The 23,491-nt window shown below is 69.0% G+C and carries 21 protein-coding genes; 5 read left to right on the forward strand and 16 right to left on the reverse strand.

Features of this window, described 5'->3' with window-relative positions:
- Window positions 1-48 precede the first annotated feature (48 nt).
- From AC0IY1_RS01715 to AC0IY1_RS01775, 13 genes are all read right to left on the reverse strand, one after another.
- Window positions 49-927 (reverse strand): outer membrane protein assembly factor BamD, encoded by an 879-nt coding sequence (locus AC0IY1_RS01715; protein ID WP_055947152.1) that lies wholly within the window; start codon window positions 925-927, stop codon window positions 49-51.
- Between the two features lie 221 nt (window positions 928-1,148).
- A complete protein-coding gene (lpxC, locus tag AC0IY1_RS01720; RefSeq protein ID WP_103708271.1) occupies window positions 1,149-2,096 on the reverse strand; it encodes a UDP-3-O-acyl-N-acetylglucosamine deacetylase in 948 nt (315 codons plus the stop codon).
- Between the two features lie 328 nt (window positions 2,097-2,424).
- Window positions 2,425-4,221, reverse strand: coding sequence for a cell division protein FtsZ (ftsZ, locus tag AC0IY1_RS01725; protein ID WP_471767238.1), 1,797 nt, complete (start codon window positions 4,219-4,221; stop codon window positions 2,425-2,427).
- A 120-nt stretch (window positions 4,222-4,341) separates the two neighbouring features.
- A complete protein-coding gene (ftsA, locus tag AC0IY1_RS01730; RefSeq protein ID WP_055947147.1) occupies window positions 4,342-5,664 on the reverse strand; it encodes a cell division protein FtsA in 1,323 nt (440 codons plus the stop codon).
- Window positions 5,665-5,730: 66 nt separating this feature from the next.
- A complete protein-coding gene (locus tag AC0IY1_RS01735; protein ID WP_471767241.1) occupies window positions 5,731-6,702 on the reverse strand; it encodes a cell division protein FtsQ/DivIB in 972 nt (323 codons plus the stop codon).
- Entirely contained in the window at window positions 6,669-7,592 is a 924-nt protein-coding gene (locus AC0IY1_RS01740; RefSeq protein WP_055947143.1) for a D-alanine--D-alanine ligase, read from the reverse strand. Before AC0IY1_RS01740 ends, AC0IY1_RS01735 begins: the two co-directional genes overlap by 34 nt.
- Before the next feature lie 38 nt (window positions 7,593-7,630).
- Complete coding sequence (locus AC0IY1_RS01745) at window positions 7,631-8,026, reverse strand: type II toxin-antitoxin system PemK/MazF family toxin (protein WP_471767242.1); 396 nt, start codon at window positions 8,024-8,026, stop codon at window positions 7,631-7,633.
- Window positions 7,992-8,225, reverse strand: coding sequence for an AbrB/MazE/SpoVT family DNA-binding domain-containing protein (locus tag AC0IY1_RS01750; RefSeq protein ID WP_055947140.1), 234 nt, complete (start codon window positions 8,223-8,225; stop codon window positions 7,992-7,994). Before AC0IY1_RS01750 ends, AC0IY1_RS01745 begins: the two co-directional genes overlap by 35 nt.
- A gap of 36 nt (window positions 8,226-8,261) precedes the next feature.
- On the reverse strand, window positions 8,262-9,194 hold the full coding sequence (gene murB, locus AC0IY1_RS01755) for a UDP-N-acetylmuramate dehydrogenase (protein ID WP_471767245.1): 933 nt from the start codon (window positions 9,192-9,194) through the stop codon (window positions 8,262-8,264).
- Window positions 9,191-9,595, reverse strand: a complete 405-nt coding sequence (locus AC0IY1_RS01760; RefSeq protein WP_471767247.1) for a DUF559 domain-containing protein — start codon at window positions 9,593-9,595, stop codon at window positions 9,191-9,193. The genes murB and AC0IY1_RS01760 overlap by 4 nt, the downstream gene beginning before the upstream one ends.
- A 7-nt stretch (window positions 9,596-9,602) precedes the next feature.
- A complete protein-coding gene (gene murC, locus AC0IY1_RS01765; protein ID WP_055947133.1) occupies window positions 9,603-11,018 on the reverse strand; it encodes a UDP-N-acetylmuramate--L-alanine ligase in 1,416 nt (471 codons plus the stop codon).
- 71 nt (window positions 11,019-11,089) lie between these two features.
- Window positions 11,090-12,199: an undecaprenyldiphospho-muramoylpentapeptide beta-N-acetylglucosaminyltransferase gene (gene murG / locus AC0IY1_RS01770; protein WP_055947131.1), complete on the reverse strand. Its 1,110-nt coding sequence runs from the start codon at window positions 12,197-12,199 to the stop codon at window positions 11,090-11,092.
- Window positions 12,196-13,362: an FtsW/RodA/SpoVE family cell cycle protein gene (locus AC0IY1_RS01775; protein WP_055947130.1), complete on the reverse strand. Its 1,167-nt coding sequence runs from the start codon at window positions 13,360-13,362 to the stop codon at window positions 12,196-12,198. Before AC0IY1_RS01775 ends, murG begins: the two co-directional genes overlap by 4 nt.
- A gap of 530 nt (window positions 13,363-13,892) precedes the next feature.
- Between AC0IY1_RS01775 and AC0IY1_RS01780 the strand changes: the two genes are divergently transcribed.
- On the forward strand, window positions 13,893-15,584 hold the full coding sequence (locus tag AC0IY1_RS01780) for a methyl-accepting chemotaxis protein (protein ID WP_471767248.1): 1,692 nt from the start codon (window positions 13,893-13,895) through the stop codon (window positions 15,582-15,584).
- Window positions 15,585-15,642: 58 nt separating this feature from the next.
- On the opposite strand, the gene AC0IY1_RS01785 is transcribed toward AC0IY1_RS01780, so the two are convergent.
- The gene (locus AC0IY1_RS01785; RefSeq protein ID WP_055947126.1) at window positions 15,643-16,629 is read right to left on the reverse strand and encodes a CobW family GTP-binding protein; all 987 of its coding nucleotides are present in this window, start codon (window positions 16,627-16,629) and stop codon (window positions 15,643-15,645) included.
- 43 nt (window positions 16,630-16,672) lie between these two features.
- Window positions 16,673-17,284, reverse strand: a complete 612-nt coding sequence (locus AC0IY1_RS01790; RefSeq protein WP_471767249.1) for a TetR/AcrR family transcriptional regulator — start codon at window positions 17,282-17,284, stop codon at window positions 16,673-16,675.
- A 152-nt stretch (window positions 17,285-17,436) separates the two neighbouring features.
- On the opposite strand from AC0IY1_RS01790, the gene AC0IY1_RS01795 reads away from it, so the two are divergent.
- The 4 genes from AC0IY1_RS01795 to panB all read left to right on the forward strand — a co-directional run bounded on the left by AC0IY1_RS01795 (window position 17,437) and on the right by panB (window position 21,275).
- Complete coding sequence (locus AC0IY1_RS01795) at window positions 17,437-18,390, forward strand: quinoprotein relay system zinc metallohydrolase 2 (protein WP_103708263.1); 954 nt, start codon at window positions 17,437-17,439, stop codon at window positions 18,388-18,390.
- Between the two features lie 81 nt (window positions 18,391-18,471).
- Window positions 18,472-19,326: a quinoprotein dehydrogenase-associated SoxYZ-like carrier gene (locus tag AC0IY1_RS01800; RefSeq protein WP_471767252.1), complete on the forward strand. Its 855-nt coding sequence runs from the start codon at window positions 18,472-18,474 to the stop codon at window positions 19,324-19,326.
- Window positions 19,327-19,340: 14 nt separating this feature from the next.
- Window positions 19,341-19,928 carry a rhodanese-like domain-containing protein gene (locus AC0IY1_RS01805; RefSeq protein WP_471767413.1) on the forward strand — a complete coding sequence of 196 codons (588 nt, stop codon included), beginning with the start codon at window positions 19,341-19,343 and terminating at the stop codon, window positions 19,926-19,928.
- 522 nt (window positions 19,929-20,450) lie between these two features.
- Entirely contained in the window at window positions 20,451-21,275 is an 825-nt protein-coding gene (panB, locus tag AC0IY1_RS01810; RefSeq protein ID WP_055947120.1) for a 3-methyl-2-oxobutanoate hydroxymethyltransferase, read from the forward strand.
- A 43-nt stretch (window positions 21,276-21,318) separates the two neighbouring features.
- Here panB and AC0IY1_RS01815 read toward each other — a convergent pair whose 3' ends face one another.
- Window positions 21,319-23,397 carry a TonB-dependent siderophore receptor gene (locus AC0IY1_RS01815; RefSeq protein ID WP_471767253.1) on the reverse strand — a complete coding sequence of 693 codons (2,079 nt, stop codon included), beginning with the start codon at window positions 23,395-23,397 and terminating at the stop codon, window positions 21,319-21,321.
- Window positions 23,398-23,491: the final 94 nt, after the last annotated feature.

Here is a 23,491-nt window from a genome sequence, read left to right on the forward strand (position 1 = left end):
CCTGGGGGAGCGGCAAAGCGGCCCTCGACGCGGGGGCGGGCCCGGGGCCTACTGGGCCTCGGCGGTGCGTCCGATGACGCCGCGATAGACCTTGCTGAGCCACGAGGTCTTCTCCTCGCGCGGCTCGAGGCCCCCGTTCTGCAGGAGCGCGTGCGCATCCTTGTACCAGGGGCTGTCGGGGAAGTTGTGGCCGAGCACGGCGGCGGAGGTCTGGGCTTCCTGGGTCAGGCCGAGAGCCATGTAGGCCTCGGTCAGGCGCTCCAGGGCCTCCTCGGCGTGACGGGTCGTCTGGTACTTGCTGACCACGTCACGGAACCGGTTGATTGCGGCCGGGAAGTTCCGGCGCTCGAGGTAGAAGCGCCCGACCTCCATCTCCTTACCGGCGAGCTGGTCGCGGGTGATCTGGATCTTGGCCTTGGCGTCGGCCGCGTATTCGGAGGTCGGATACTTCTGGACAAGCTCCTGCAGACCGGCGAGCGCCTTCTCGGAGCGGTCCTGGTCGCGGGTCACGTCCGGGATCTGCTTATAGTGCGACATCGCCATCAGGTACTGGGCGTAGGCCGCATCCTTGCTCGCCGGATGGCGCTGCAGGTAGCGCTTCGAGGCGTTGATCGCGTCGTCGTACTTCGCACCCTCGTAATTCGCGTAGGCCGTCATCAGCAGCGCTTTGCGCGACCAGTCGGAATAGCTGTAGGCCTTGTCGAGCTCGCCGAACTTCTTCGAGGCGCCCTCGTAGTCCTTGTCCTCCATGCGCGCCAAGCCCTCGCTGTAGAGCTTGTCAGCGGGAACATCCGGAACGACTTCCGGCTTGTACTTCTCGGCGAACGGATTGATCGAGTCGAGGGCGTCGCATCCGCCGAGGCCGAAGCCGATGACGGACACCAGCACGGCCGCCATCGCACCGCGGTTGGGATGAGTAAGGCGCATTCCGGTGTTCCCCCAACAGACGGGTCCGTTCCCGGACTCGCGTCGTCAAGCCATCACAAAGGTCGGTCGCGTGGCTGACGGCCTCATGCCACGATCCGGGTGCGCTGCACACCGGACGGACGTCCCGTTTCACGCTCGATTCACCGTGGAGCGCGATTTGGGCGCGAAAGCGGCGGGCGGGCCACGCCCTGGACAGAAACGAAGGCTGTGTGTCGGTGGCGCTACAGATCGCCCACGAAGGCGGCGATGCCGAGGCTGGCGCCGAACTCGGTCAGGCTGGTCTCGCGGCGAGCGCTGGGCCCCTCGACGATGGCGTAGTTGGCGCGATCGGAGAACAGGGCGGTGAGGACGCCGACATTCATGCGGTGTCCGCCGCAGTAGGAGCGGTAGCCGCCCTGGATCGGGAGACCCGCGAGGGCAAGGTCGCCCACGGCGTCGAGAAACTTGTGCCGGACGAACTCGTCGGCGTAGCGCAGGCCTTCGGGGTTCACGACGGCGGTCTCGCCGACCGCGACGGTGTTCTCGAGGGAGGCGCCCAGGGCGAAGCCCGCCTTCCAGTAGCGCTCCACGTCCCGCATCATGCCGAACGTGCGGGCTCCGGCGATCTCGCGGCGGTAGGCGGAGGGGGTGAGGTCCATCGCCTTGCGGCTGCGGCCGATCACCGGGTTTTCGAAATCGATCTCGACGTCGAGGCGGAAGCCCCGGTCGATGGGGCGGAGTTCGGCGAAGGCCCGGCCGACCTCGATGCGGACGGAGCGAAGGACCTTGATCCAGCGCTTGGCGGCGCCGCAGCTCGCGGTGCCGACCGCGTCGATGGCCTGTACGTAGGGGAGCGCGCTGCCGTCGAGGATGGGCATCTCGGGGCCGTCGATCTCGACGAGGACGTTGTCGATCCCGAGACCGTAGAGCGCCGACATCAGGTGCTCGATGGTGGCGACCGCGCCGCTCTCGACGTCACCGATGACGGTGCAGAGCTCGGTGGCGGAGACGCAGGCGTGATGGGCCTTGATGAGCCGGTCGTTGCCGGTGGGCATTCCGGTGCGGAGGAAGGCGATGCCGTGATTGGCGGGCGCCGGATGCAGCGTGATCGCGACCGGGTTCCCGGAGTGGACGCCGATGCCGCTCAGGGTGGCGGGGGCTTTGAGTGTCGTCTGTTGGTTCGTTCGCATTCCATAGCCCTCGGCCGTGATCGGGCGCGCCCATCCCGTCGGGATGGGCCCTGCGCCCCTTGCGATCCGTCCGCTGCTTGAAGCCCCTGCCGGCGTCTGATGGTCGAAACCACCGCGCCTTGTCGTTCCAAAATTCGTATAGCCGCGCCTCAAAGGCAGGCCAAATCACGGATTCTTACGCTGTGTTACAGCCGCGGTTTCCACCAGCGAATCTGAATCTCGTTTTGGAACAACGGTTTAACAATAGGCATAGCCCGGAGCCGCGAGGCTCCGGGCCTGTGGCTGAAATATCTCAGCCTGGGCGTTGAGGGTCCGCCGGACCCCGGGTTCAGTTCGCCTGGCGGCGCAGGAAGGCCGGGATCTCGAGCTGGTCGTCGTCCATCATGCGGGCCTGGGGGGCGACGCGACCCTGGGGATCGAGGTTGCCCTGGGCCGGACGGTAGGCCGGGGGAGCCTGCACGGGAGCGCGCTTGGCGTAGTCCGCGGGCGCGGCGGCCTGCGGGATCGGTGCGGCGGGCGCCCGCATCGGCGCAGGCGACGCAGCCTCGACGTCCTCACGGCGTCCGCCGAAGCCCACCGTCGCGAGACGGCGCAGCAGCGTCATGCGCTTGGAATCGCCGGCCGGCTCGGCCGGCTGCTCCTCGCGGGCCCGGAGCTGGGCCTGGGCGGGAAGCGGCAGGTCCTGGATCTGCGGCATGCGGGGGGCGCGGGCCACGGCCACGGCCGGCCGGGGCGGCACGAAGGGGCCGGCGGCATGCTGGGGCGCGGGCTCGGGAGCCGGCATCGGCGCGGGCTCGTAGGACATGGCGGCGCGCGGCTGGGTCTGCGTCAGCATCACCTCGTCGCGCATCACCGGGGACTGGGGCAGCTCGACCCGCATGGGCTCGGGGGCGAGGGCCACCGGCTCGGGCGCGCGCAGGATCTGCTGCACCGGAGCCTGGACCGGAGCGGCCTGGATCGGGGCGGCCTGCAGCGATGCCGGAGCAGCGGGCTGCGCGGCCGGGGTCGCTACGGCTCCGTCCTGTCCGAGGGGGCGAAAGGTCGACGCGGGCTGTGCGGCCCGCGCCCTCGCTTCCGCACGGAGACGCTCGGCGACCTCGGCGATGCGCTGCTCGGTCTGGACGATGTCGGGGTTGTTCTGGGAGTTGGCGGCGATCAGCGCCGGCTCGATGCCGGTGGCGACCACGGAAACCCGGATGATGCCGTCGAGGCTCTCGTCGAAGGTGGCGCCCAGGATGATGTTGGCGTCCGAGTCGACCTCCTCGCGGATGCGGGTGGCAGCCTCGTCGAGCTCGTAGAGGGTGAGGTCGTTGCCGCCGGTGATCGAGATCAGCAGGCCGCGGGCGCCCTTCATCGAGACGTCGTCGAGGAGCGGGTTGGCGATGGCGGCTTCCGCGGCGCGGTTGGCGCGGTTCTCGCCCGAGGCCTCGCCGGTCCCCATCATGGCCTTGCCCATGCCGCGCATGATCGCGCGGACGTCGGCGAAGTCGAGGTTGATCAGGCCTTCCTTGACCATCAGGTCGGTGATGCAGGCGACGCCCGAGTAGAGCACCTGGTCGGCCATCGCGAAGGCGTCGGCGAAGGTGGTCTTCTCGTTGGCGACCCGGAACAGGTTCTGGTTCGGGATCACGATCAGGGTGTCGACGGCGGCCTGGAGCTCCTGGATGCCGGCCTCGGCCGTGCGCATCCGGCGCACGCCCTCGAACTGGAACGGCTTCGTGACCACACCGACGGTGAGGATCCCCATGTCGCGGGCGGCGCGGGCGATGACGGGCGCCGCGCCGGTGCCGGTGCCGCCGCCCATGCCGGCGGTGATGAAGCACATGTGGGCGCCGGAGAGCTGGTCACGGATCTCGTCGATGACCTCGTCGGCGGCGGCAGAGCCGACCTCGGGGTGCGAGCCGGCGCCGAGGCCCTGCGTCACGCCGAGGCCCATCTGGATCACGCGCTCGGCCTTCGAGGAGGTCAGCGCCTGGGCGTCGGTGTTGGCGACCACGAATTCGCAGCCCAGCAGGCCGGATTCGATCATGTTGTTGACGGCGTTGCCGCCGGCTCCGCCGACACCGAAGACGGTGATGCGGGGCTTGAGTTCCCGGATATCCGGCGCCTGCAGACTGATGGCCATGGTGTCGAGCCTCTCGTGCCTTTCACGTTTCGTTTGACGCCCGCCTTGAAGTCAGGGCGCCGATTTGGGTCTGGCCATGCACGCCCACCCCGCGGGGTTTCGGGCGTGCCGGCGGTCGTCTCAGAAGCTCTCGCGGATCCAGCGTCCGACGCGCGAGAGGTAGCCGTCCGTTCCCGTACCGGCGAAGGCCCCGTGGCCCCGCGGCTCGAAATGCTCCGCATGCGCCACCTGCGGGTAGACCAGGAGGCCCACCGCCGCGGAGAAGGCGGGTCCCTTGGCGGCCTCCGGCAGGCCGCGGATGCCGAGGGGCCGGCCGATGCGGACCTGGCCCTCCATCACCCGGCGGGCGACCTCCGGCAGGCCGACGAGCTGGCTCGCGCCCCCCGTCAGCACCACCCGGCGCCCGGCCTGGGCCGAGAAGCCGGCGGCGCGCAGACGGTCGCGCACCAGTTCCACCACCTCCTCGACGCGCGGGCGGATGATCCGCACGAGCTGCGAGCGCGGCACGTGGTTGGGGGCATCGCCCTCGTCCTCGCCCACCCCGTGGACCGCGATCATGTCGCGCTCGTCGGAGGCGGTGGCGATGGCCGAGCCGTAGAGGGTCTTGAGGCGCTCGGCCGCGGCGACCCGGGTGGAGAGGCCGCGCGCGATATCCATGGTGACGTGGTGCCCGCCGACCGCGACCGCGTCCACGTGGACGAGGTGGCCGCCGGAGAAGACGCCGACGCTGGTGGTGCCGCCGCCCATGTCGACCACGGCGACGCCCATCTCGGCTTCGTCGTCCACCAGGGCCGAGAGGCCGGCGGCGTAGGGCGTGGCGATCACCGCCTCGACGCCGAGGTGGCAGTGCTCGACGGCGAGCATGAGGTTGCGGGCGGCGGCCGCCTCGCCGGTGACGACGTGGAGGTCGACCCCGAGGGCGTCGCCCATCATGCCCGAGGGATCGATGACCGTGCCCTGGCCGTCGATGGCGTAGCCGGTGGGCAGGGCATGGAGCACGGCACGGCCGGGACTGACGCCGTGGGCCGAGGCGGTTTCCAGCACGCGCTCCACGTCGGAACCCGTGACGGTGCCGGTGCGGGTGCCGACGCGGGCCTCGAAGTGCTGCGATCCGATCCGGCCGCCGGACATGTTGACGATGACCGACTGCACCTCGACCTTCGCCATCCGCTCGGCGGCGTGGACCGCCTGGCGGATCGCGCTCTCGGCCGCCTCGAGGTCGACGATGACGCCGCCCTTGAGACCCTGCGAACGCTGGTGGCCGATGCCGATGACGCGAGCGAAGTGGGTGCGCCCGCGCAGGGTGGTGAGGGCCTCGGCCGGCTGGAGCTCGGCGATGAGGCAGACGACCTTGCTCGTTCCGATGTCGAGCACCGAGAGGGTGGTGCTGCGCCGGGCGGAGAGGGGCTTCAGGCGTGGGGTGAGGCCGTGCGGGTCGTGCATCGGGCTACCGGGCGGAGGCGGTGAAACGGGGACGGGACGCGGGATGCGCCGGACGGATCGTGCGGCTCATGTGCTGGTCCCCTTGGGCTTGGACTTCTTCTGGGATTCGGCGCGGGCCGCGGCCGCTTCCTCGGTGAGCCGCACCACCACCCGGTCGGGCATGCGCAGGTCCACCGCGATGATGTCCTTCTCGAGAATGCGGTTGTCGCGCTCGAGCTTGACCAACCGGGCCAGGGCCTCGGTGGCGCCCGTCTCGGGCAGGCGGATGTCGACGCCGTCGAGCTTGAGGGTCCAGCGACGGCCGGAGACGTAGGTTCCGGCCTTGACCCGCTCGGCCAGGGAGCCGGCCGCCTCGATCAGGGCGAGGTAGTCCTTGAGCTTGAGGTTGGCGTCGTCGCCGACCACGAGGGGAAGCGCGGCGTAGCGGTCGTCGCGCATCTGGTCGATCACCGTGCCGTCGGCGGCGATCACGGCAATCTCGCCGTTGCGCTGCCACAGGGCGGCGGGCTCGCGCTCGACCTGGGTGATGACGATCTCGTTCGGGTAGACCTTGCGCACGGAGGCGCTGGCGATCAGCGGGACCGCCAAGAGGCGCTCGCGGGCCTCCGCCACATCGAGGAAGACCACCGAGGAGTGCCCGTCGATGCCGGCGGCCTGCAAGACCTCGCGCTCGTAGAGGCGGGCGATCCCCGAGATGGTGACGCGCTCGACGCCGAAGCCGGCGAGCCGCGCCGCGATGTCGAGGGGGCGGCCGTGCTCGGCCACGAAGCGATCATAGGCACCGCTGCCGACGAAGCCGGCGAGGGCGAGGGCCGCGAAGGAGAGGGAGAAGCCCGCCGTGCCGAGGTGGCGCGGGATGCGCCGCTCGATCGGGTTGGCGAGGCGCGAGCGGCGACCGGGAGGCGTGATGCGGCGCAGGCGAGCGGCCAGCGACGCACGAACGGAGGCGACCGTGCCGGCGGCGGGCCCGAGCGGAGCCTGGCCGCCGAACGGGCCTTCGGCCCCTACCGGCCCAACGTTGCGTCCCCCACCATCCATTGGACGAGCTCACCGAAACTATAGCCCGCATGGGCTGCCATCTCCGGGACCAAGCTCGTCTTCGTCATGCCGGGTTGCGTGTTGACCTCCAACACGACGAGGGCACCGGTTCCCCCCGGTGTGTCGTCGTAGCGAAGGTCCGCACGGCTGATGCCCCGGCACCCGAGTGCTTGATGCGCCGTTAACGACAACTCTTGGACACGCTGGTAAAGATTTGGTTTAATTTCTGCCGGGAGGACGTGGATCGACCCCCCCTCGGCGTACTTCGCGTCGAAGTCGTACCACTCCCCCGAAGCCGGCTTGATCTCGATCACCCCGAGGGCCCTGTCGCCCATCACGGCGCAGGTCAGCTCGCGTCCGGCGACGTAGGTTTCCGCAAGGATTTCATCGCCATAGCCCCAATCCTCCCGGCCCACTTCCTGGGGCGGATGGGAGCGTCCGTCCCGCACGATGATGACCCCCATGGAGGAGCCCTCGGCCACCGGCTTGAGCACGTAGGGCGGCGTCAGCACGTGTGACTTTGCGGCCTCATGACGGTTAACGACGCGGCCCTCCGGGACGCTGACGCCGGCCGCCCGCATGATCACTTTGGCACGTTCCTTATGCATCGCCAGCGCCGAGGCGAGCACGCCGGAATGCGTGTAGGGGATGCGGAGCAGCTCCAGCAGCCCCTGGATGGTGCCGTCCTCACCCGCCGGACCGTGCAGCGCGTTGAAGGCCACGTCGGGCCGCAGCTCGGTGAGCACCGTCGCGATGTCCGGCTGGACGTCGACCCGCGTGACGCGGAAACCCTGGCCCTCCAGGGCATCGGCGCAGGCATGGCCCGAATTCAGCGAGACCGGCCGCTCGGAGGACCACCCGCCCATCAGGACGGCGACGTGCTTGGACATGGGGACTCCTGGGGTTTGCACGAACAGGGATTGCGTCGTCACGCCGGCCTTCCGGGCCCGATCCTGTCGCGGACCGCCTCGAAAACCGCGCCGGCCGCCAGCGGCGGCAGTGTCCCGATCCGCCTGAGGATGAGAGCGGGTTCGATGCAGGCCAGCTTGAGGGGCCTGACGACGGACGGCGCATCAAGCCCGGCAGCAACAAGATCGTCGATCGCCTGATCGCCCCCCATGGCGGGGTTGTTCGCACTGGTGATCATGGCGATCCAGACGAATCCCGCCTCGGCGACCGCCTGTCCCGAGACCACGACGGCCGGGCGACGCTTCTCGGCGAGACGGTCGGAATAGGGAAACGGGACAACCACCACGGCGCCCGCGGACACCATGCGTCCGTCGGGGTCCCTAGAGATTGCCATAGGCTTCTTCGTCGGCGGCACCGGCCCATTCCGTGAAGGTCACGAAGGGATCCTCCCCCTCGGGCCGCGCCTTTTCGATGCGGATACCGTCCGGCGTGATCACGTAGCGAAGACGATCACCCGGGCCGACGCCGAGGCGCGCCCGAACTTCGGCGGGTAGCACGGTCTGGCTCTTCACGGAGACCTTCGAGTAGGCCGTCAGAACGTCCCGCCCAGTCACCGGCCTCTCCCGTCAGCAGCCTTACGTCTTACCGCCTTACCCCGCAGGTGTCGACATTCCGATGCGCTTGATCTCCCAGTGGAGTTCAACGCCCGAGGTCTCGCGCACACGTCGGCGGACCTCTTCGCCGAGCCCCTCGATGTCGGCCGCCGTGGCATTGTCGCGGTTGATCAGGAAATTGCAGTGCATCTCGGAGACCTGCGCGCCGCCGACCGTCAGGCCACGGCAGCCGGCCGCGTCGACGAGTTGCCAGGCCTTGGCTCCGGGCGGGTTCTTGAAGGTCGAGCCGCCGGTGCGCTCGCGGATCGGCTGGGCCGCCTCGCGCGCCGCCGTCACCCGCTCCATCTCGGCCTCGATGGCCGCCCGCTCGCCGGGCCGCCCGCGGAACACCGCATGCGTGAAGATCACGTCGTCGGGGGCTCCGCTGTGCCGATAGGTGAAGCCCATCTCCGCATGGGTGAAGCGACGCGCCTCGCCCCGGCGGTCGACGCCGTGGGCCTCCACCAGCACGTCGGTGGTCTCGCCGCCATGGGCGCCGGCATTCATGCGCAGCGCGCCGCCGACCGAACCGGGAATGCCGCGAAAGAACGCGAGCCCGTCGAGGCCGGCCTCGGCTGCCGCCTTGGCAAGGCGCATGTCCGGCACCGCGGTCCCGACCCGCAGGGTCTCGCCGTCGATCTCCACCGTGCCGAAGGCCCGGCCGCCGAGGCGCACCACGACGCCGGGTACGCCACCGTCGCGCACGATGAGGTTCGAGCCGAGGCCGATCACCGTCACGGGCATGTCCGGATGGAGGACCGAGAGCAGAAGACCGAGGTCTTCCGCGTCGGCCGGGGTGAACAGCACCTGCGCCGGGCCGCCGACCCGGAACCAGGTCAGGTCCGAGAGCGGCTGGTTGGCGATGAGCCGCCCGCGCAGGGCCGGCGCCTTCGCACGGATGTCGGGGGTGATGTCCGGGAATGCGGTCATGAGCGCCCCTCCCCTCTCGTCGCCTGCGAGGAGAGGGCCTTGCCCCGCAGACGGGGAGAGGCTGGGAGGGCAGCGAGGATCGTCGCGCTGACGCACTCGGTCTGTTGCATGATGTCGATGTTCCAAAAACGCAGGCCGCGATCGCCGCCCGCGGCCAGCCAGGCATCCCTGACGTGATCGCGCCTGTTCCCGGCCTGCTGGCTGCCGTCCGCGCCGACGATGAACCGCAGCGCGCGACAGACGATGTCGGCGATGGAATCGCCGACCGGCTGCGGCTGGACGAACGGGAAGCCGGCGGAGCGCCGGTCCCTCAGGTGCGAACGGTGGCGAGGCCCGGACCCCGTTTCGTTGCCCTGCAAGATCCGGCGGAAGCGCGTGCGCGCCCTCGAAGCGGCACGCATCGGCGGCTCACGCCGTCACGCCGTCCAGGGCCGCGAGTTCGCCCGGGAGGGCGTAGGCCCATTGCGTGATGTTGCCGGCGCCGAGGCACACGACGTAGTCGCCGGGCTTGGCGCGGCCGGCCACGATGCCGGCGAGGTCCTCGGAGCGCTGTAGCGCGATCGCGTCGCGATGGCCCCGCGATTTCAGGCCCGAGACGAGCCCGTCGCGGTCCATGCCCTCGATCGGTGCCTCGCCCGCCGCGTAGACGGGGGCGACGATGACCGTGTCGGCATCGTTGAAGCAGGTGCAGAAATCGTCGAACAGCGAGGCGAGGCGCGTGTAGCGGTGCGGCTGCACGATGGCGATGACGTTGCCCTCGGTGGAGGCACGGGCCGCCTTCAGCACCGCCTTGATCTCCACCGGATGGTGTCCGTAATCGTCGAAGATCAGGGCGCCGTTCCAGGTGCCGGTCCGGGTGAAGCGGCGCTTGACGCCGCCGAAGCCGGCGAGCGCCTTGCGGATCGCCTCCGGCTCGACGCCGAGCTCGTGCGCGACGGCGAGCGCCGCGGTGGCATTCAGGGCGTTGTGCTTGCCCGGCATCGGCAGGACGAGGTCCTCCATCTCCATGCGGAAGCCCGGGCGGCGATCGCGGATCATCACGCGGAAGCGGCTCTGGCCGCCACGCAGGTCCACGTCGATGAGGCGGACATCGGCCTGCGGATTCTCGCCGTAGGTGATGATGCGGCGGTCCTCGATGTGTCCGACGAGGTCCTGCACGATCGGATGGTCGATGCACATCACGGCGAAGCCGTAGAACGGGATGTTGTCGATGAAGCGCCGGAAGGCGTCCTTCACCGCGTCGAACGAACCGAAATGATCGAGATGCTCGGGGTCGATGTTGGTGACGATGGCGACGTCCGCCGGCAGCTTCAGGAAGGTGCCGTCGGATTCGTCGGCCTCCACCACCATCCACTCGCCCTCGCCCATGCGGGCATTGGTGCCGTAGGCGTTGATGATGCCGCCGTTGATCACGGTGGGGTCGAGGTTGCCGGCATCCAGCAGGGTGGCGACGAGGGAGGTCGTCGTGGTCTTGCCGTGGGTGCCCGCGATGGCGACGCAGGACTTGAAGCGCATCAGCTCGGCCAGCATCTCGGCCCGGCGCACCACCGGCAGGCGGCGCTCGCGGGCGGCGACCAGCTCCGGATTGTCGCGGCGGATCGCGGTGGAGACCACCACGAGGGCCGCCTCCTCGACGTTGCCGGCCTCGTGACCGATGAAGGTGCGCATGCCCTTTTCGGCCAGGCGCCGGACGTTGGCGTTGTCGTTGGCATCCGACCCCTGCACGGTATAGCCGAGGTTGTGCATCACCTCGGCGATGCCGGACATGCCGATGCCGCCGATGCCGATGAAGTGGATGGGACCGAGCTTGTCGGGCAGCTTCATGGGAAGGACCAGTCTCAGGGGCGTCGGACGCGGACGGATCGGCGCCGACGGGATCTACCAGGCGGAAGGGCTCAGGGACGCGCCGCCGTCGCGATGACGATGTCGGCGAGCCGCTCGGCGGCGTCGTGAATTCCAGCGCTTTTGGCGGCTGAGGCCGCCGCGGTCAATTTCTCGGGATTGGTGAAGAGGTCGACGAGCTCCGCCGTCAGCCGGTCCGGCGTGAAGGCGGATTGCGGGATCGCCTGCGCGGCGCCGATGGCGGCGAGCGTCGCGGCGTTGGCCGCCTGGTCCTGGTCGAGGGCGCCGGGCAGCGGCACCAGGATGGCGGGCCGGCCGATGGCGGCGAGTTCCGAGACCGTCGAGGCGCCCGAGCGGCCGATGACGAGATGCGCCGCCGCCATGCGGGCGGGCAGGTCCTTGAAGAAGGGTGCGGCCTCGAAGCCGGCCAGGCCCAGGCCGAGATAGAGATTCTGGACCTGCGTCAGGTCCTCGGCCCGGACCTGCTGCACGAGATGGAGCCGGGCGCGCAGGTCGGCGGGCAGGTTGGCGATGGCGCTGGGCACCACCTCGCCCATCACCCGGGCGCCCTGGCTGCCGCCGAAGACGAGGAGGTGGAGGGGGGCGCCGGCGCCGACGGGCGGATAGGCGAGCTTCGCGGCCTCGAGCACCGCCGGCCGCAACGGATTGCCGGTGTGGGTCCGGGGGGCCAGGGCCTTGGCCGGGACGCCCCGGACCTCCCGGAAGCCGGTGGCGATGGCCCGCGCGCCGCGCGCCAGGAAGGCATTGGCCCGTCCCATCACGGCGTTCTGCTCGTGCAGGACGGTGGGCACGCGCAGGATCTGGCCGGCCAGCATCGGCGGCACCGTCGGGTAGCCGCCGAAGCCCACGATGGCGGCCGGGTTGATGCGCTTGATCTGCCGGGCGGCGACGCCGAAGCCCCGTCCGAGGGTGAGGAGCGCGGCGCCGCGCTTGATCAGGGAGCGGCCGGAGGGCGTTGCCGCCGCGATGGTGACGATCTCGGAGGCCGGGAAGCCGGCGGCGATGGAATCCACGCGGGCATCGGTGGCCAGCACGACCCGCACGCCCCGGGCGCGCAGGGCGTGCGCCAGGCTCTCGGCGGGGAACAGGTGCCCGCCCGTGCCACCGGCACAGAGCAGGATCGTGGCAGTCGCAACGGTCAACGCATCACTCCGGCGATCGTCGCCGGGGCGGTGCCCGGCGGCTTCTGGCTCAGGGTGGTGGTCCGCGGGCGCTTGCGGGTCAAGGCCACGAGGAAGCCCATGCCGAGAGCCAGCGAGATCAACGACGAGCCGCCGTAGGAGACGAAGGGCAGCGTCATGCCCTTGGCGGGCATCAGCCGGACGTTCACCGCCATGTTGATGCAGGCCTGGAGACCGAACAGGGTGGTCAGGCCCGTGATGGCCAGGCGCGAGAAGGTGTCGTCCGTGCGGCGCGCCAGCTTCAGGCCCCGCATGACGATGTAGGCGAACAGCAGGACGAGGCCGAGACACACGATGGTACCGAACTCCTCGCCCGTCACCGAGAAGATGAAGTCGGTGTGCGCATCGGGCAGGTGGCGCTTGGCGACGCCCTCCCCCGGGCCGGTGCCGAACCAGCCGCCGGAGTTGAACGATTGCCGGGCCCAGTAGCCCTGGAAGTTGTCGCCGGAATCGCTGTCGAGGAAGCGGTCGATGCGCTCGCGGACGTGGTGCAGGAAGCGGTAGGCCGTGGCGACGCCGATCAGGCCGCCGACGCCGAGACCCGCCACCCAGAACCAGTGCAGGCCGGCCACGAAGAACAGGGCGCACCAGACGATGGTGATGAGCATGGTCTGGCCGAAATCGGGCTGCAGCACGAGGGGCACGATGGTGACCGGCAGGAGCAGGATCGCCAGCAGGCCGCCGGGCATGTCGCGCCGCTGGGCGCCTTCCGAGAAGGCCCAGGCCGCCACCACCACGAAGGCGGGCTTCACGAATTCCGAGGGCTGGATGCCGATGGCGCCGAACTGGATCCAGCGATGGGCCCCCTTGATCTCCGGGCCGAACTTGCTCGCCAGGATGCAGAGCGCGACGCCCATCATCCAGGTGAAGAGCGCGACGCGCCGGATGTGGCGCAGGGACAGGAACGAGACGCCGACGATGATGAGGATCGTGGGGGCGAGGTAGAGGGCCTGCCGGTTGAGGAAGTGGAAGGTCGGCAGGCCGATCTTCTCGGCCACGGGCGGCCCGCCGCCCATGAGGAAGACGAGGCCCGCCACCATGAGCGCCCCGAGCCCGGCGAGCAGGCCGCGGTCGACGGTCCACCACCAGTCCGTCAGGGGCGTGCGTTCGGCGCGGGACATCATGGAATCAGCGCTCTCCGGAGCCTCACGGCGCCCGGACAGGGCAGCCGATCGCGGCCGGCAGCATCACGCCGGCACGGATTCGATCCTGTGCCGGAATGGTAAACCAAGTGTTGCGATCCGGCGTCGAAGTCTCGCCTGCCCCGAGGATCAGGCCGTTCGAAGAGGGCGCGTTTCGAAGAGGTTTCACGAGGGCTCAAGCGCATTCGCAAAAACCTTCTGCAGCAATGGCCCCCTTGCCGAGCGAGGAACGCCGATCGATTCCCTGGATCCTGCAGGCGGCAGCACGCGGAAGATCTCTCTTTCTCTTCTTCTATCTCGTAACCGAGCAGTATAAATACTCATCGAATAGAGTCAATATTATACCGTATCAACTGGTCCATAACGTCCAATGGAGCTGTGCTGCCGATATTATATGCAGATCGACGCTTCGTTTGACCGAGTAGAAGGCCTAAATTTAACATCTATTTCATCGAAAAAGGCTATTCCGGAGAACGTAAATTCAATCCCCGATCTGCAAGGCGGAACTTTCGATGAAGACGCTCAAGAATTTCAGTCTTCTGGTGAAGATCATCATCCCGCTGGTCATGACGACCCTGGTCGCCCTCGGTCTGGTGATCTACGCCCGCCACGCCCTGTCCCAGCTTGCGGATCAGACGCGGGAGATCGTCCAGGTGCAGACGGCACGTCAGGGCCATGCGCTCAACCTGCAGATCGCCATGACCGAAGCCGCCCTCCAGAACCGCAACATCCTCATCCATTCGACCGGGCCGAGGAGCAAGGACTTCAGGGCCCGGCAAGCCGCCGCCATCGAGGCGACCTACGAGGCGCAGGCCAAACTTGCCGCCCTCGCCGATACGCCCGATCGCGTTGCGGCGAACGCCGACCTTCGGCGTGGGCTGGAGGTCTACTTCGCCGTTCTGAACCGCTCCTCCGAGGCCGCTCTGAACAACGATCCGGTGGCCGGAAACACGATCGCGCAGGCCGAGGCGGCACCGTTGCGGGTCAAGCTGCGCGATCAGGCCACTCAGCGGATTAACCTGGTCAAGTCTGAGTTGAAGGCGAGCGCCGCTCACGCCGACGAGATCGTCAGGAGCACCACGACCATGCTGTTGTCCTCGGCCGCCGTCGGGCTGCTGGCCGCCCTGGGCAGTGCCGGCCTGATCGTGATCTTCGCGATCGCCCGTCCGGTGAACGCCATGGGCGCTGCGATGGGCCGTCTCGCGAGCGGCGACCTGACGGTCACCGTCGACGGCACCGACCGCAAGGATGAGATCGGCCTGCTGGCGCGCTCCCTGGAAGTGTTCAAGCGCAACGCGATCGACGGCCGTCGATTGGCGGCCGAGCAGGACGTCGAGAACCAGGCGAAGGTCCGCCGGGCCGAAGTGCTCGACGGGCTGACGAAGCGCTTCGAGGCCAACGTCTCCAACCTGACGCACGGACTGGCGGGGGCGGCCACCGAGATGGAAGCCACCGCCCAATCGATGGCGTCCACGGCGGATCAGTCGATCCGGCAGGCAACGACGGTGGCGAGCGCGGCGGAAGAAACCTCCGCCAACGTGCACACGGTCGCGGCCGCCAGCGAGGAGATGTCGGCCTCGATCCAGGAGATCGTGACTCAGGTCAGCCAATCCTCCAGCCTGGCCAATCAAGCGGTGGACGACACGCACCGCACCGAGGCGACCGTGCAGCGGCTGACGGAGGTTGCGACCAGCATCACCGACGTCGTCGCCATGATCACCAACATCGCCGGCCAGACCAACCTGCTGGCGCTCAACGCCACCATCGAGGCGGCCCGGGCCGGTGAGGCCGGCCGGGGCTTTGCCGTGGTGGCGACCGAAGTGAAGGAACTGGCCGGGCAGACCGAGCGGGCCACCGAGGAGATCTGCGCCAAGATCGGCGAGATCCAGGGGGCCACCGGCGAGGTGGTGTCCGACATCACTCGCATCGGCCGGACCATCGCCGACATGTCCACCTATGCGAACGGCATCGCCGCCGCGATGGAACAGCAGGGCGCCGCCACCCGGGAAATCGCCCGGAACGTCCAGGAAGCCGCGCAGGGCACCCAGGAGGTGACCAGCAACATCGCGCAGGTCCGCGCCGGCGCAGGATCGACGGGGGCCGCCGCCAGCCAGGTCCTGAGTGCCGCCAGGGCGCTGTCGCGCCACTCCGAAAACCTCGGCCAGGAGGTGTCGCAATTCCTGGCCGGCGTGAAGGCCGCGTAACGGCCCGGGCGGACGCCTGAGCCCTTGTCGCGCCTGTGCCGGGCCAGCCGGCTGGCTGTCAGGCGGCCTTGCAATCCTCGAAGCCGGCGCGGATCGCCTCCGGATCGAGCTTGCGGCCGATGAAGACCACGCGGGAGACACGCGGCTCGTCGTCCTTCCACGGCCCCTGAAGGTCGCCGTCGAGGATCTGGTGGACGCCCTGGAAGACGAAGCGCTGCGGCTCGTTCGGGAAGGCGACGATGCCCTTGCAGCGCAGGATGTCCGGCCCCTGAACCTGGGTCAGGGTCGAGATCCAGGGCATGAACTTCTCGGGATCGACCGGGCCGTCGATCTTCGCCGAAACCGACTGCATGTCGTCGTCGTGGTGATGGTGGTGCCCCTCCTCCAGGAAGTCGGGCTCGATGTCGAGGATGCGGCCGAGGTCGAAGGCGTTGCGTTCCAGCACCGCCTCGAGGGGCACCGCGCAGCGCTCGGTGCGGTGGACCTTGGCGTAGGGGTTGATCGCCCGGATCTGACCCTCGACCCGGGCGAGGTCGGCCTCCTCCACCAAATCGGCCTTGTTCAGCAGGATCACGTCCGCGAAGGCGATCTGGTTCTTGGCCTCCGGGGCGTCCTTCAGCCGGTCCGAGAGCCACTTGGCGTCGGCCACCGTCACCACCGCGTCGAGGCGCGCGGCCGCACCGACATCCTCGTCGATGAAGAAGGTCTGGGCGACGGGGGCGGGATCCGCGAGGCCGGTGGTCTCGACGATGATCGCATCGAACTTGCCGCGCCGCTTCACCAGGCCGTCCATGATGCGGATGAGGTCGCCGCGCACGGTGCAGCAGACGCAGCCGTTGTTCATCTCGAACACCTCCTCGTCGGCGCCGATGATGAGGTCGTTGTCGATACCGATCTCGCCGAACTCGTTGACGATCACGGCGTAGCGCTTGCCGTGGTTCTCGGTGAGGATGCGGTTGAGGAGCGTGGTCTTGCCCGCGCCCAGGTAGCCGGTGAGCACGGTGACGGGGATCTTCGTGGAGGCGGTGTTCGGGCTGTCGGACATGGAGGCTCTTCGTCGATGGCGCGGGAGGCGTCGCTGCGGCCTGTTATATTGTATCAATTCGGTGGGATGAAACCCCGGTCGGAACGGACCCCGCGGCCCGCAGCCCATCGCAGAGCGCCGTGAGCGTGCCGCGAAAGCCCGCCGGCCCTGCCAGCAGGCGCTCCATGAGCAGCGCCCCTTCGAGGGCGGCGATCACCATGCGGGCCGTGGGTCCAGGCTCGGCGGACGCGCGGACACAGCCGGCTGCGATCCCCTCGGCGAGCACGCCCTCGAGCCAGGCGATGTGTTTCTCGAAGAAGCCGACGATGTCGGCGCGCAGGGAGGCCGGCAGGGCCTCCCCCTCGATGGCCAGGACGGCGCAGAGACAGCCGAGGCCCGCCTCGACGCCGCCGAGGTAGAGCGCGCCGTAGGCGGCGATTCGACCGATCGCGTCCGGCTCGTCGGCGCGAATCCCGGCCAGGGCGGCGTCGTAGCGGGCGTCGTAGGCGGCCACCAGGGCATGGGCGAGATCGGACTTGGTGGCGAAGTGGTGATGGATGCTCGCCTTCCGGATCCCGACCGTCTCGGCCAGGTCGGCATAGCTGAAGCCGGCATAGCCCCGGCGTCGCACCAGGGTCTCGGCCTGCAGCAACAGCGCGGCGCGGGTATCCCTCATCGTCCCATGGTCTCCTTCTGGGCGGCCGCCCGCATCCGTCGGTGCCCGCACGCGGGTCCGTGATCGCCTGGCACCCGGCCTTCCGCGTTATGCCGTTGACGTCGGGGGAAATCTACCGACTAATTGGTAGAACAACAAAACGGAGGACGATCATGCGGGCCAATGCCGGCCGCTCACGCTGGAGCACCACGCGGCGCGGCGCCCTGTTCGGCGGCCTGTGCCTGTGCTGCCTGCCGACCCTCGGACGGTCGGCCGAGGGCTTCGACCTGCAGGAAGTCAGTCCCGGCATCTTCATCCGGCGCGGTCCAGACGCGGAGGCGACTCCCGAGAACCACGATGCCATCGCCAATATCGGCTTCATCGTCGGCGACCGGTCCGTGCTCGTCACCGAATCCGGTGGCAGCCTCGCCGACGGAGCCTGGCTGCGCGCGGAGATCCGCAAGCGTACGGACAAGCCGATCAGCCACGTGGTGCTGACCCACGTCCACCCCGACCATTGCTTCGGGGCGGCGGCCTTCGCCGAGGACAAGCCGGTCTATGTGGGGCACCATGCCCTGCGCGCCGCCCTGGATGCCCGGGGCGACTATTATCGCGGGCGCCTCGCGGAGATCCTGGGTGCCGACCGGGCCGGCAGCGTGGTCTATCCCACCCTGGAGGTGGCGGACGGTGCCGAGGTGGATCTCGGCGGGCGCATCCTGCGCTTCACCGCCCACGGCGCCGCGCATACGACCTGCGACCTCTCCATGCGCGATTCGGCGAGCGGCGTCCTGTTTCCCGCAGACCTCCTGTTCGTGACCCGCATCCCCTCCCTCGACGGCAGCCTCGTGGGCTGGCTCAAGGAGGCGGACCGCCTGCGCGCGATGGGCGCGACCCAGGCCGTTCCGGGGCACGGCCCGAGACTGGTCGATCTCGCGCCTGCCCTCGACGACCTCACCCGCTACCTCACGACCCTCCGGGACGAGACCCGGAAGGCCATCGCGGCGGATGTGCCGATCGAGAAGGCGGTGCAGACGGTCGGTCAGTCCGAGCGCGACCGGTGGGTCCTGTTCGACACCTATAACGGCCGCAACGTCACCCAGGCCTTCAAGGAACTGGAGTGGGAGTGAGCCGGCAACTTGAGCCGAGCATCGCCCACGCCACATGATGCTGCACAGATCCGACATCGATCGTTGACCAGGAGAAACGCCGTGACGCGCTCAGCCAAACCCGTCCTCGTCCGCTCCGTCCTCGCGGCACTGACCCTCGCCCTGCCCCTGGCCACCGCCGGCTCGGTGCTGCGCCCGATCATGGCTCACGCCGCCGGCGCGAGCGACGACGAGGCCGAGCGCCTCGCGCGCTGGAAGGAGATCCAGAAGTCGATCTTCGGGGATCGTCAGATCGCAGCCACCGACAGCCTCGTGAAGGTCGACGCCCCGGTGCGGGCGATGGACGCCGCCCTGGTGCCCATCACCCTGACGATGCCTGAGAAGGACCGGATCGCCGGGGTCCACCTCGTCATCGACGACAACCCCTCGCCCTACGCCGCCCACATCGCCTTCGGCCCGGGAGCGGATGCCGGCGAGATCAAGCTCCGGGTGCGGGTGAACAACTACACCAACATCCACGCGGTGGTGGAGACCAAGGACGGACAGCTCTTCGAGACGACGAAGTTCGTGAAGGCCTCCGGCGGATGCTCGGCGCCCATGGGGATGAGCGACGAGGAGGCGATGAAGGGGATGGGCGACATGAAGCTGAAATTCGCGGAGGCCCAGCCCGGGCGCCCCGTGGAGGCGACGCTGATGATCCGTCACCCGAACTTCAGCGGCCTGCAGATGAACCAGATCACCCGCGACTACACGCCGGCTCGCTACATCAACAAAGTCGCGATCACCCGCGGCGACCAGACCATCCTGACCCTCGACGGCGACATCTCCATCGCCTCGAACCCGGTGATCAATTTCGGCCTGCAGCCGGAGGGCCGGGGGCCGATCAAGGTCGTGGCCACGGACAATCAGAACGGCCGCTGGGAGCACAGCTTCGCGGCGCCGAGCGCCACGAACTGAGCGGGTCCGCCATGATGCAGCGGCTCGTCCGGCTCGCGGTCGCGGGAACCGCCATGCTCGTCCTGGCGGCAGCCAGCCCGGCGGATTCTCCTTTGAACGTGCCGGAGCCGGACGGGATCTGGACCGGGCCGCAACGGGGCTACACCCCCGCCACCTTGTCGGGCGCCACGGTCATCGACATCGACGCCCTCGATGCCCTGATCGCCCGCGACAAGCCGGTCCTGCTCGACGTGTCCCTGGCCGACCGGCGCCCGGCGGGTTTCCCGGACGACCGGCCCTGGCTGCCCGCCCATCGCTCGATTCCCGGTGCGGTCTGGATGGCCAGTGCCGGCGCCGCGCCCCTCGATCCGGCGCGCGAAGCCCTGTTCCTGCGGCGCGTCGCGGCGCTGACCGACGGCGACAAGGGCCGGGCCATCGTCGCCTTCTGCCATCCGGAGTGCTGGGGCAGCTGGAATGCGGCCAAGCGGCTGGTGCTCCAGGGCTATACCCGCGTGCACTGGTTCCCCGAGGGCATCGAGGGGTGGCAGGAGCGCCATCCGACCACGGTCGTCCCACAGGATGCCGCCTGGAATGCCCCGGCCGGGGGTGAGGCCCAGCGCTAGATCAAGGACCCGGGCGCGAGCCTCCGGGCCAGACGGGCCGGCCACGGCTGAAAGCCTGTCGCGCGGAAGATCTGCCGGATGGTGGCAGCGCAAAACGAACCCCTTGATCGGGCACGATGTTTTCGAGTTCTCCGGCAACGCTTAAATTATCTGCACGCCTCCGCCGACATACCAGCGCCTGCGCAGTTGACAGCGGTTCCGTTGTGGCGGAATAAAGGCACCCACAGGCGCCCGCAAGTCTAGGGAGGAAACGCCCGGAGAGAGCACGGAGCAGCGACGCCATCGCTGCTATCGACGCCCCCGGGCAAGACTTGGGACGCACGGACCTTCGCCGGAATGACCTGTGTCCGGCGACGTGATATCTGGTATACCACTTACAGAAGAAGCGTATCGGATGCCCGGCGACAATGCCGGGAGACCGTTACTTCGGCCCGCGCGCGCGCGGGCGAGGCCGTGTATAGAGACCCCACCAGCAGACGGTCCGCCGCGTTCCGGCGATCCGCACCAGCCGGGTGGAGTCCCATGTCGCAAGCCGTTCAGTCCCGCCGCATCCGCGCGATCGACCTGGCCAAGCGCAAGGCCGAGGGGCGCAAGATCATCGCGCTGACCGCCTACCATGCCCACACCGCCGGCATCCTCGACCCGTACTGCGACTTCATCCTCGTGGGCGATTCCCTCGGCATGCTGATGCACGGCATGGAATCGACCCTGCCCGTCACCCTGGAGATGATGATCGTCCAGGCGCAGGCGGTGATCCGCGGGACTTCGCGGGCCCTCGTGGTCGTGGACATGCCGTTCGGCTCCTACGAGGCGAGTCCGCAGCAGGCCTTTCTCAACGCCGCCCGCGTGCTCAAGGAGACGGGCGCAGGGGCGATCAAGATGGAGGGCGGGGCACGCTTCGCCGAGACCGTGGCCTTCCTGGTGGAGCGCGGGGTCCCGGTGATGGGCCATATCGGCCTGACCCCCCAGTCGGTGAACACCATGGGGGGCTTCAAGGTGCAGGGTCGCGAGGCCGACGGCGAGCGCCGCCTGATGGCCGATGCCCGCGCCATCAACGACGCGGGCGCCTTCGCCATCGTGATGGAAGGCATCGTCGAGCCGGTGGCCCGGGCCATCGCCACCTCCCCCGACATCACCACGCCCACGATCGGCATCGGCGCCACCATGGCCTGCGACGGGCAGATCCTCGTTCTCGAGGACATGCTGGGCCTCAGCGACCGCGTACCGAAATTCGTGAAGCGCTTCGGCACCCTGCGGGGCCAGATCGAGGCCGCCGTCAAGGACTACGCGGACGAGGTCCGCTCCGGCACCTTCCCGGCCGAGGAGCACACGTATCAGCCGCTGTGAGCCGGTCGCCGCGGGTTGATCCCGCGGGGACCGGCCCTCCCGGCTACCAGCGGTAGCCGATGCTGCCGAGCACCCGGCGGCGCTCGCCGTAGTAGCAGGCCGTGACGGTGCTGCAGCTGTTGACGATCCGCTCGTCCGAGACGTTCGAGACGTTGAGGGCGAAGCGCCAGCCTTCCCAATCGTAGTGGGCGACGAGGTCGCCGACGACGTAGCCCGGCACGCGGAATTCGTTGGCTTGGTCCGCGAAGGAGCGTCCGACGCCGCGTACGCCACCGCCGAAACCGAAGCCGCGCAGGACGCCGCTCTGGAAGGTGTAGTCCATGAACAGCGAGCCGTACTGCTCGGGGGTGTTGGTCGGCGTCCGGCCCAGGAGCGCGCTGTTGAGGTCGCGGGTCACCGAGAGGTCGTAGGCCGTGTAGGAAGCGATGGCCCGCAGGCCGGGGGCGAGATTGGCCACCATCTCGATCTCGGCGCCGCGCGAGTTCACCGCGCCGGTCTGCACCACCTGCTGGACGTTGAGCGGATTGGTGGTCACGACGTTCGAGCGGGTCAGGTCGAACAGGGCGGCGGCGAAGTAGCCGTCGAAGCCCGGGGGCTTGTACTTCAGGCCGACCTCGGTCTGCTCGCTCCGCTCGGGCAGCAGGAGCTGGCCGGTCACGCCGTTGAGGCCGACGGTCGGGTTGAAGCCCTGCGCATAGGAGACGTAGGGGGCAAGCCCGGATTCGTCGTTGTAGATCAGGGCGACGCGGCCGCTGAAGGCGCTGGTGTCGCGGCTGGTGCTGGCGCCGATGCGGTTGTCGTTGTCGGTGGCCACCCAATCGTGCCGGCCGCTGAGCACCAGGGAGAAGTTCCCGAAGGTGATCTCGTCCTGCAGGTAGGCCGCGAACTGGTTCTGGGTGATCAGTGCGTTCTGGTAGGGCGCGCCCAGGTTGAGTGGTGTGTTGGGGTAGATCGGCCGAATCAGGTTCAGCGACGGGCCGAAGCCGAAGGATTGGTAATCGTCGATCTGGTAGCGGCGATACTCGAAGCCGGCGAGCACCGTGTGCCCGAAATCTCCCGTGCGGAACGGGATGACCAGCTGGTTGTCGATGTCGCTCTGCACCGCGGCGCCGCGGGTGAAGAAGTCGAACCGGCTGAGGTCGCCCGCCGCCGGCGTCGTGGCGTAGCCGCCGCCGTACCGGTTGAAGAGATTGACGGTGACGGTGCCGTGGCGCGCGTTCTGGCGGAACTTGATGTCGTTGTCGAAGCGGTGCTCGAACTCGTAGCCGATCATGTCCTGGGACCGGGTCAGTCGGTCGGTCGCCGGATCGCCGGTGAAGCGGCTCGTCTTGATGAAGCCGAAGGGCGCCGGCGTCACCGTGCCCTCGTAGGGCAGGAAGTTCTGGGTGCCGGCGCGGTCGCGCTGCACCTGGGCGAGGACGGTGAGCGAAGTGTCGGCGTCGGGCTTCCAGGTGATCGAGGGCGCGAAGAAGAACCGGTCGTTGTTGACGTAGTCGACCTGCGTGCCGCCGGCCCGGCCGAGGCCGATGAGGCGGTAGAACAGCTTGCCCTCGGTGCCCGGCGCGTCCACCGGACCGCCGATGTCGAAGCCCGCATAGGCATTGCCGTAATTGTCGACTCCGGTCTCCACGTAGCGGATCGGCACGATCGGGGGTCGCTTGCTCACGGCGTTGATGATGCCGCCGGGGCTGGCGCCGCCGTAGAGGCCGGAATTCGGCCCGCGCAGGATCTCGAGCCGCTCGAGGCCGAAGGGCTCCAGCTTCCAGGTGGCGAAGGCCGAGGTGAACAGTTGCAGGCCGTCGAGGAAGTAGCCGGATTCCTGGGCCGTGAAGCCGCGGATCAGGAACCAGTCGTTGCGCGGGTCGGCGCCGAAGGTCTCGCCGCGGACACCCGGCGCATAGCGCGTCGCCTCGGCGAGCGAGGCCGGCTTCTGGTCGTCGATCTGCTGACGTCCCACCACGGAGATCGCCTGAGGCGTCCGGATGATCGCGGTGTCGGTCTTGGTGCTGGAGACGGAACGGGTCGCGACATAGCCGGCGACGGGTCCGCGCGGATCCTCCGCCGCGGCGATCGCCGTCCCCCCGCGACGGTCGCCGACAACCTCCAGGGTATCGAGGGTCACGCTCGACGCGCTCGGCGGGCTGGATTGCTGCGCAGTCGCCGGAGTAACCGCACTTGCAACCAGAGCAGCCGCCGAACTGGCCAGGGCCATCCTT

Source organism: Methylobacterium sp. AC690 (assembly GCF_979256535.1).

What these genes read in the sequence shown, in the direction of transcription:
- AC0IY1_RS01760 (WP_471767247.1), bottom strand. Translation starts at nt 9,595, where the DNA reads ATGCGTGCCGCTTCGAGGGCGCGCACGCGCTTCCGCCGGATCTTGCAG.
- AC0IY1_RS01775 (WP_055947130.1), bottom strand. Translation starts at nt 13,362, where the DNA reads ATGATGTCCCGCGCCGAACGCACGCCCCTGACGGACTGGTGGTGGACC.
- murB (WP_471767245.1), bottom strand. Translation starts at nt 9,194, where the DNA reads ATGACCGCATTCCCGGACATCACCCCCGACATCCGTGCGAAGGCGCCG.
- AC0IY1_RS01715 (WP_055947152.1), bottom strand. Translation starts at nt 927, where the DNA reads ATGCGCCTTACTCATCCCAACCGCGGTGCGATGGCGGCCGTGCTGGTG.
- murC (WP_055947133.1), bottom strand. Translation starts at nt 11,018, where the DNA reads ATGAAGCTGCCCGACAAGCTCGGTCCCATCCACTTCATCGGCATCGGC.
- AC0IY1_RS01795 (WP_103708263.1), top strand. Translation starts at nt 17,437, where the DNA reads ATGCGGGCCAATGCCGGCCGCTCACGCTGGAGCACCACGCGGCGCGGC.
- lpxC (WP_103708271.1), bottom strand. Translation starts at nt 2,096, where the DNA reads ATGCGAACGAACCAACAGACGACACTCAAAGCCCCCGCCACCCTGAGC.
- AC0IY1_RS01735 (WP_471767241.1), bottom strand. Translation starts at nt 6,702, where the DNA reads ATGGATGGTGGGGGACGCAACGTTGGGCCGGTAGGGGCCGAAGGCCCG.
- AC0IY1_RS01780 (WP_471767248.1), top strand. Translation starts at nt 13,893, where the DNA reads ATGAAGACGCTCAAGAATTTCAGTCTTCTGGTGAAGATCATCATCCCG.
- panB (WP_055947120.1), top strand. Translation starts at nt 20,451, where the DNA reads ATGTCGCAAGCCGTTCAGTCCCGCCGCATCCGCGCGATCGACCTGGCC.
- ftsZ (WP_471767238.1), bottom strand. Translation starts at nt 4,221, where the DNA reads ATGGCCATCAGTCTGCAGGCGCCGGATATCCGGGAACTCAAGCCCCGC.
- AC0IY1_RS01805 (WP_471767413.1), top strand. Translation starts at nt 19,341, where the DNA reads ATGCAGCGGCTCGTCCGGCTCGCGGTCGCGGGAACCGCCATGCTCGTC.
- AC0IY1_RS01785 (WP_055947126.1), bottom strand. Translation starts at nt 16,629, where the DNA reads ATGTCCGACAGCCCGAACACCGCCTCCACGAAGATCCCCGTCACCGTG.
- AC0IY1_RS01740 (WP_055947143.1), bottom strand. Translation starts at nt 7,592, where the DNA reads ATGTCCAAGCACGTCGCCGTCCTGATGGGCGGGTGGTCCTCCGAGCGG.
- AC0IY1_RS01790 (WP_471767249.1), bottom strand. Translation starts at nt 17,284, where the DNA reads ATGAGGGATACCCGCGCCGCGCTGTTGCTGCAGGCCGAGACCCTGGTG.
- ftsA (WP_055947147.1), bottom strand. Translation starts at nt 5,664, where the DNA reads ATGCACGACCCGCACGGCCTCACCCCACGCCTGAAGCCCCTCTCCGCC.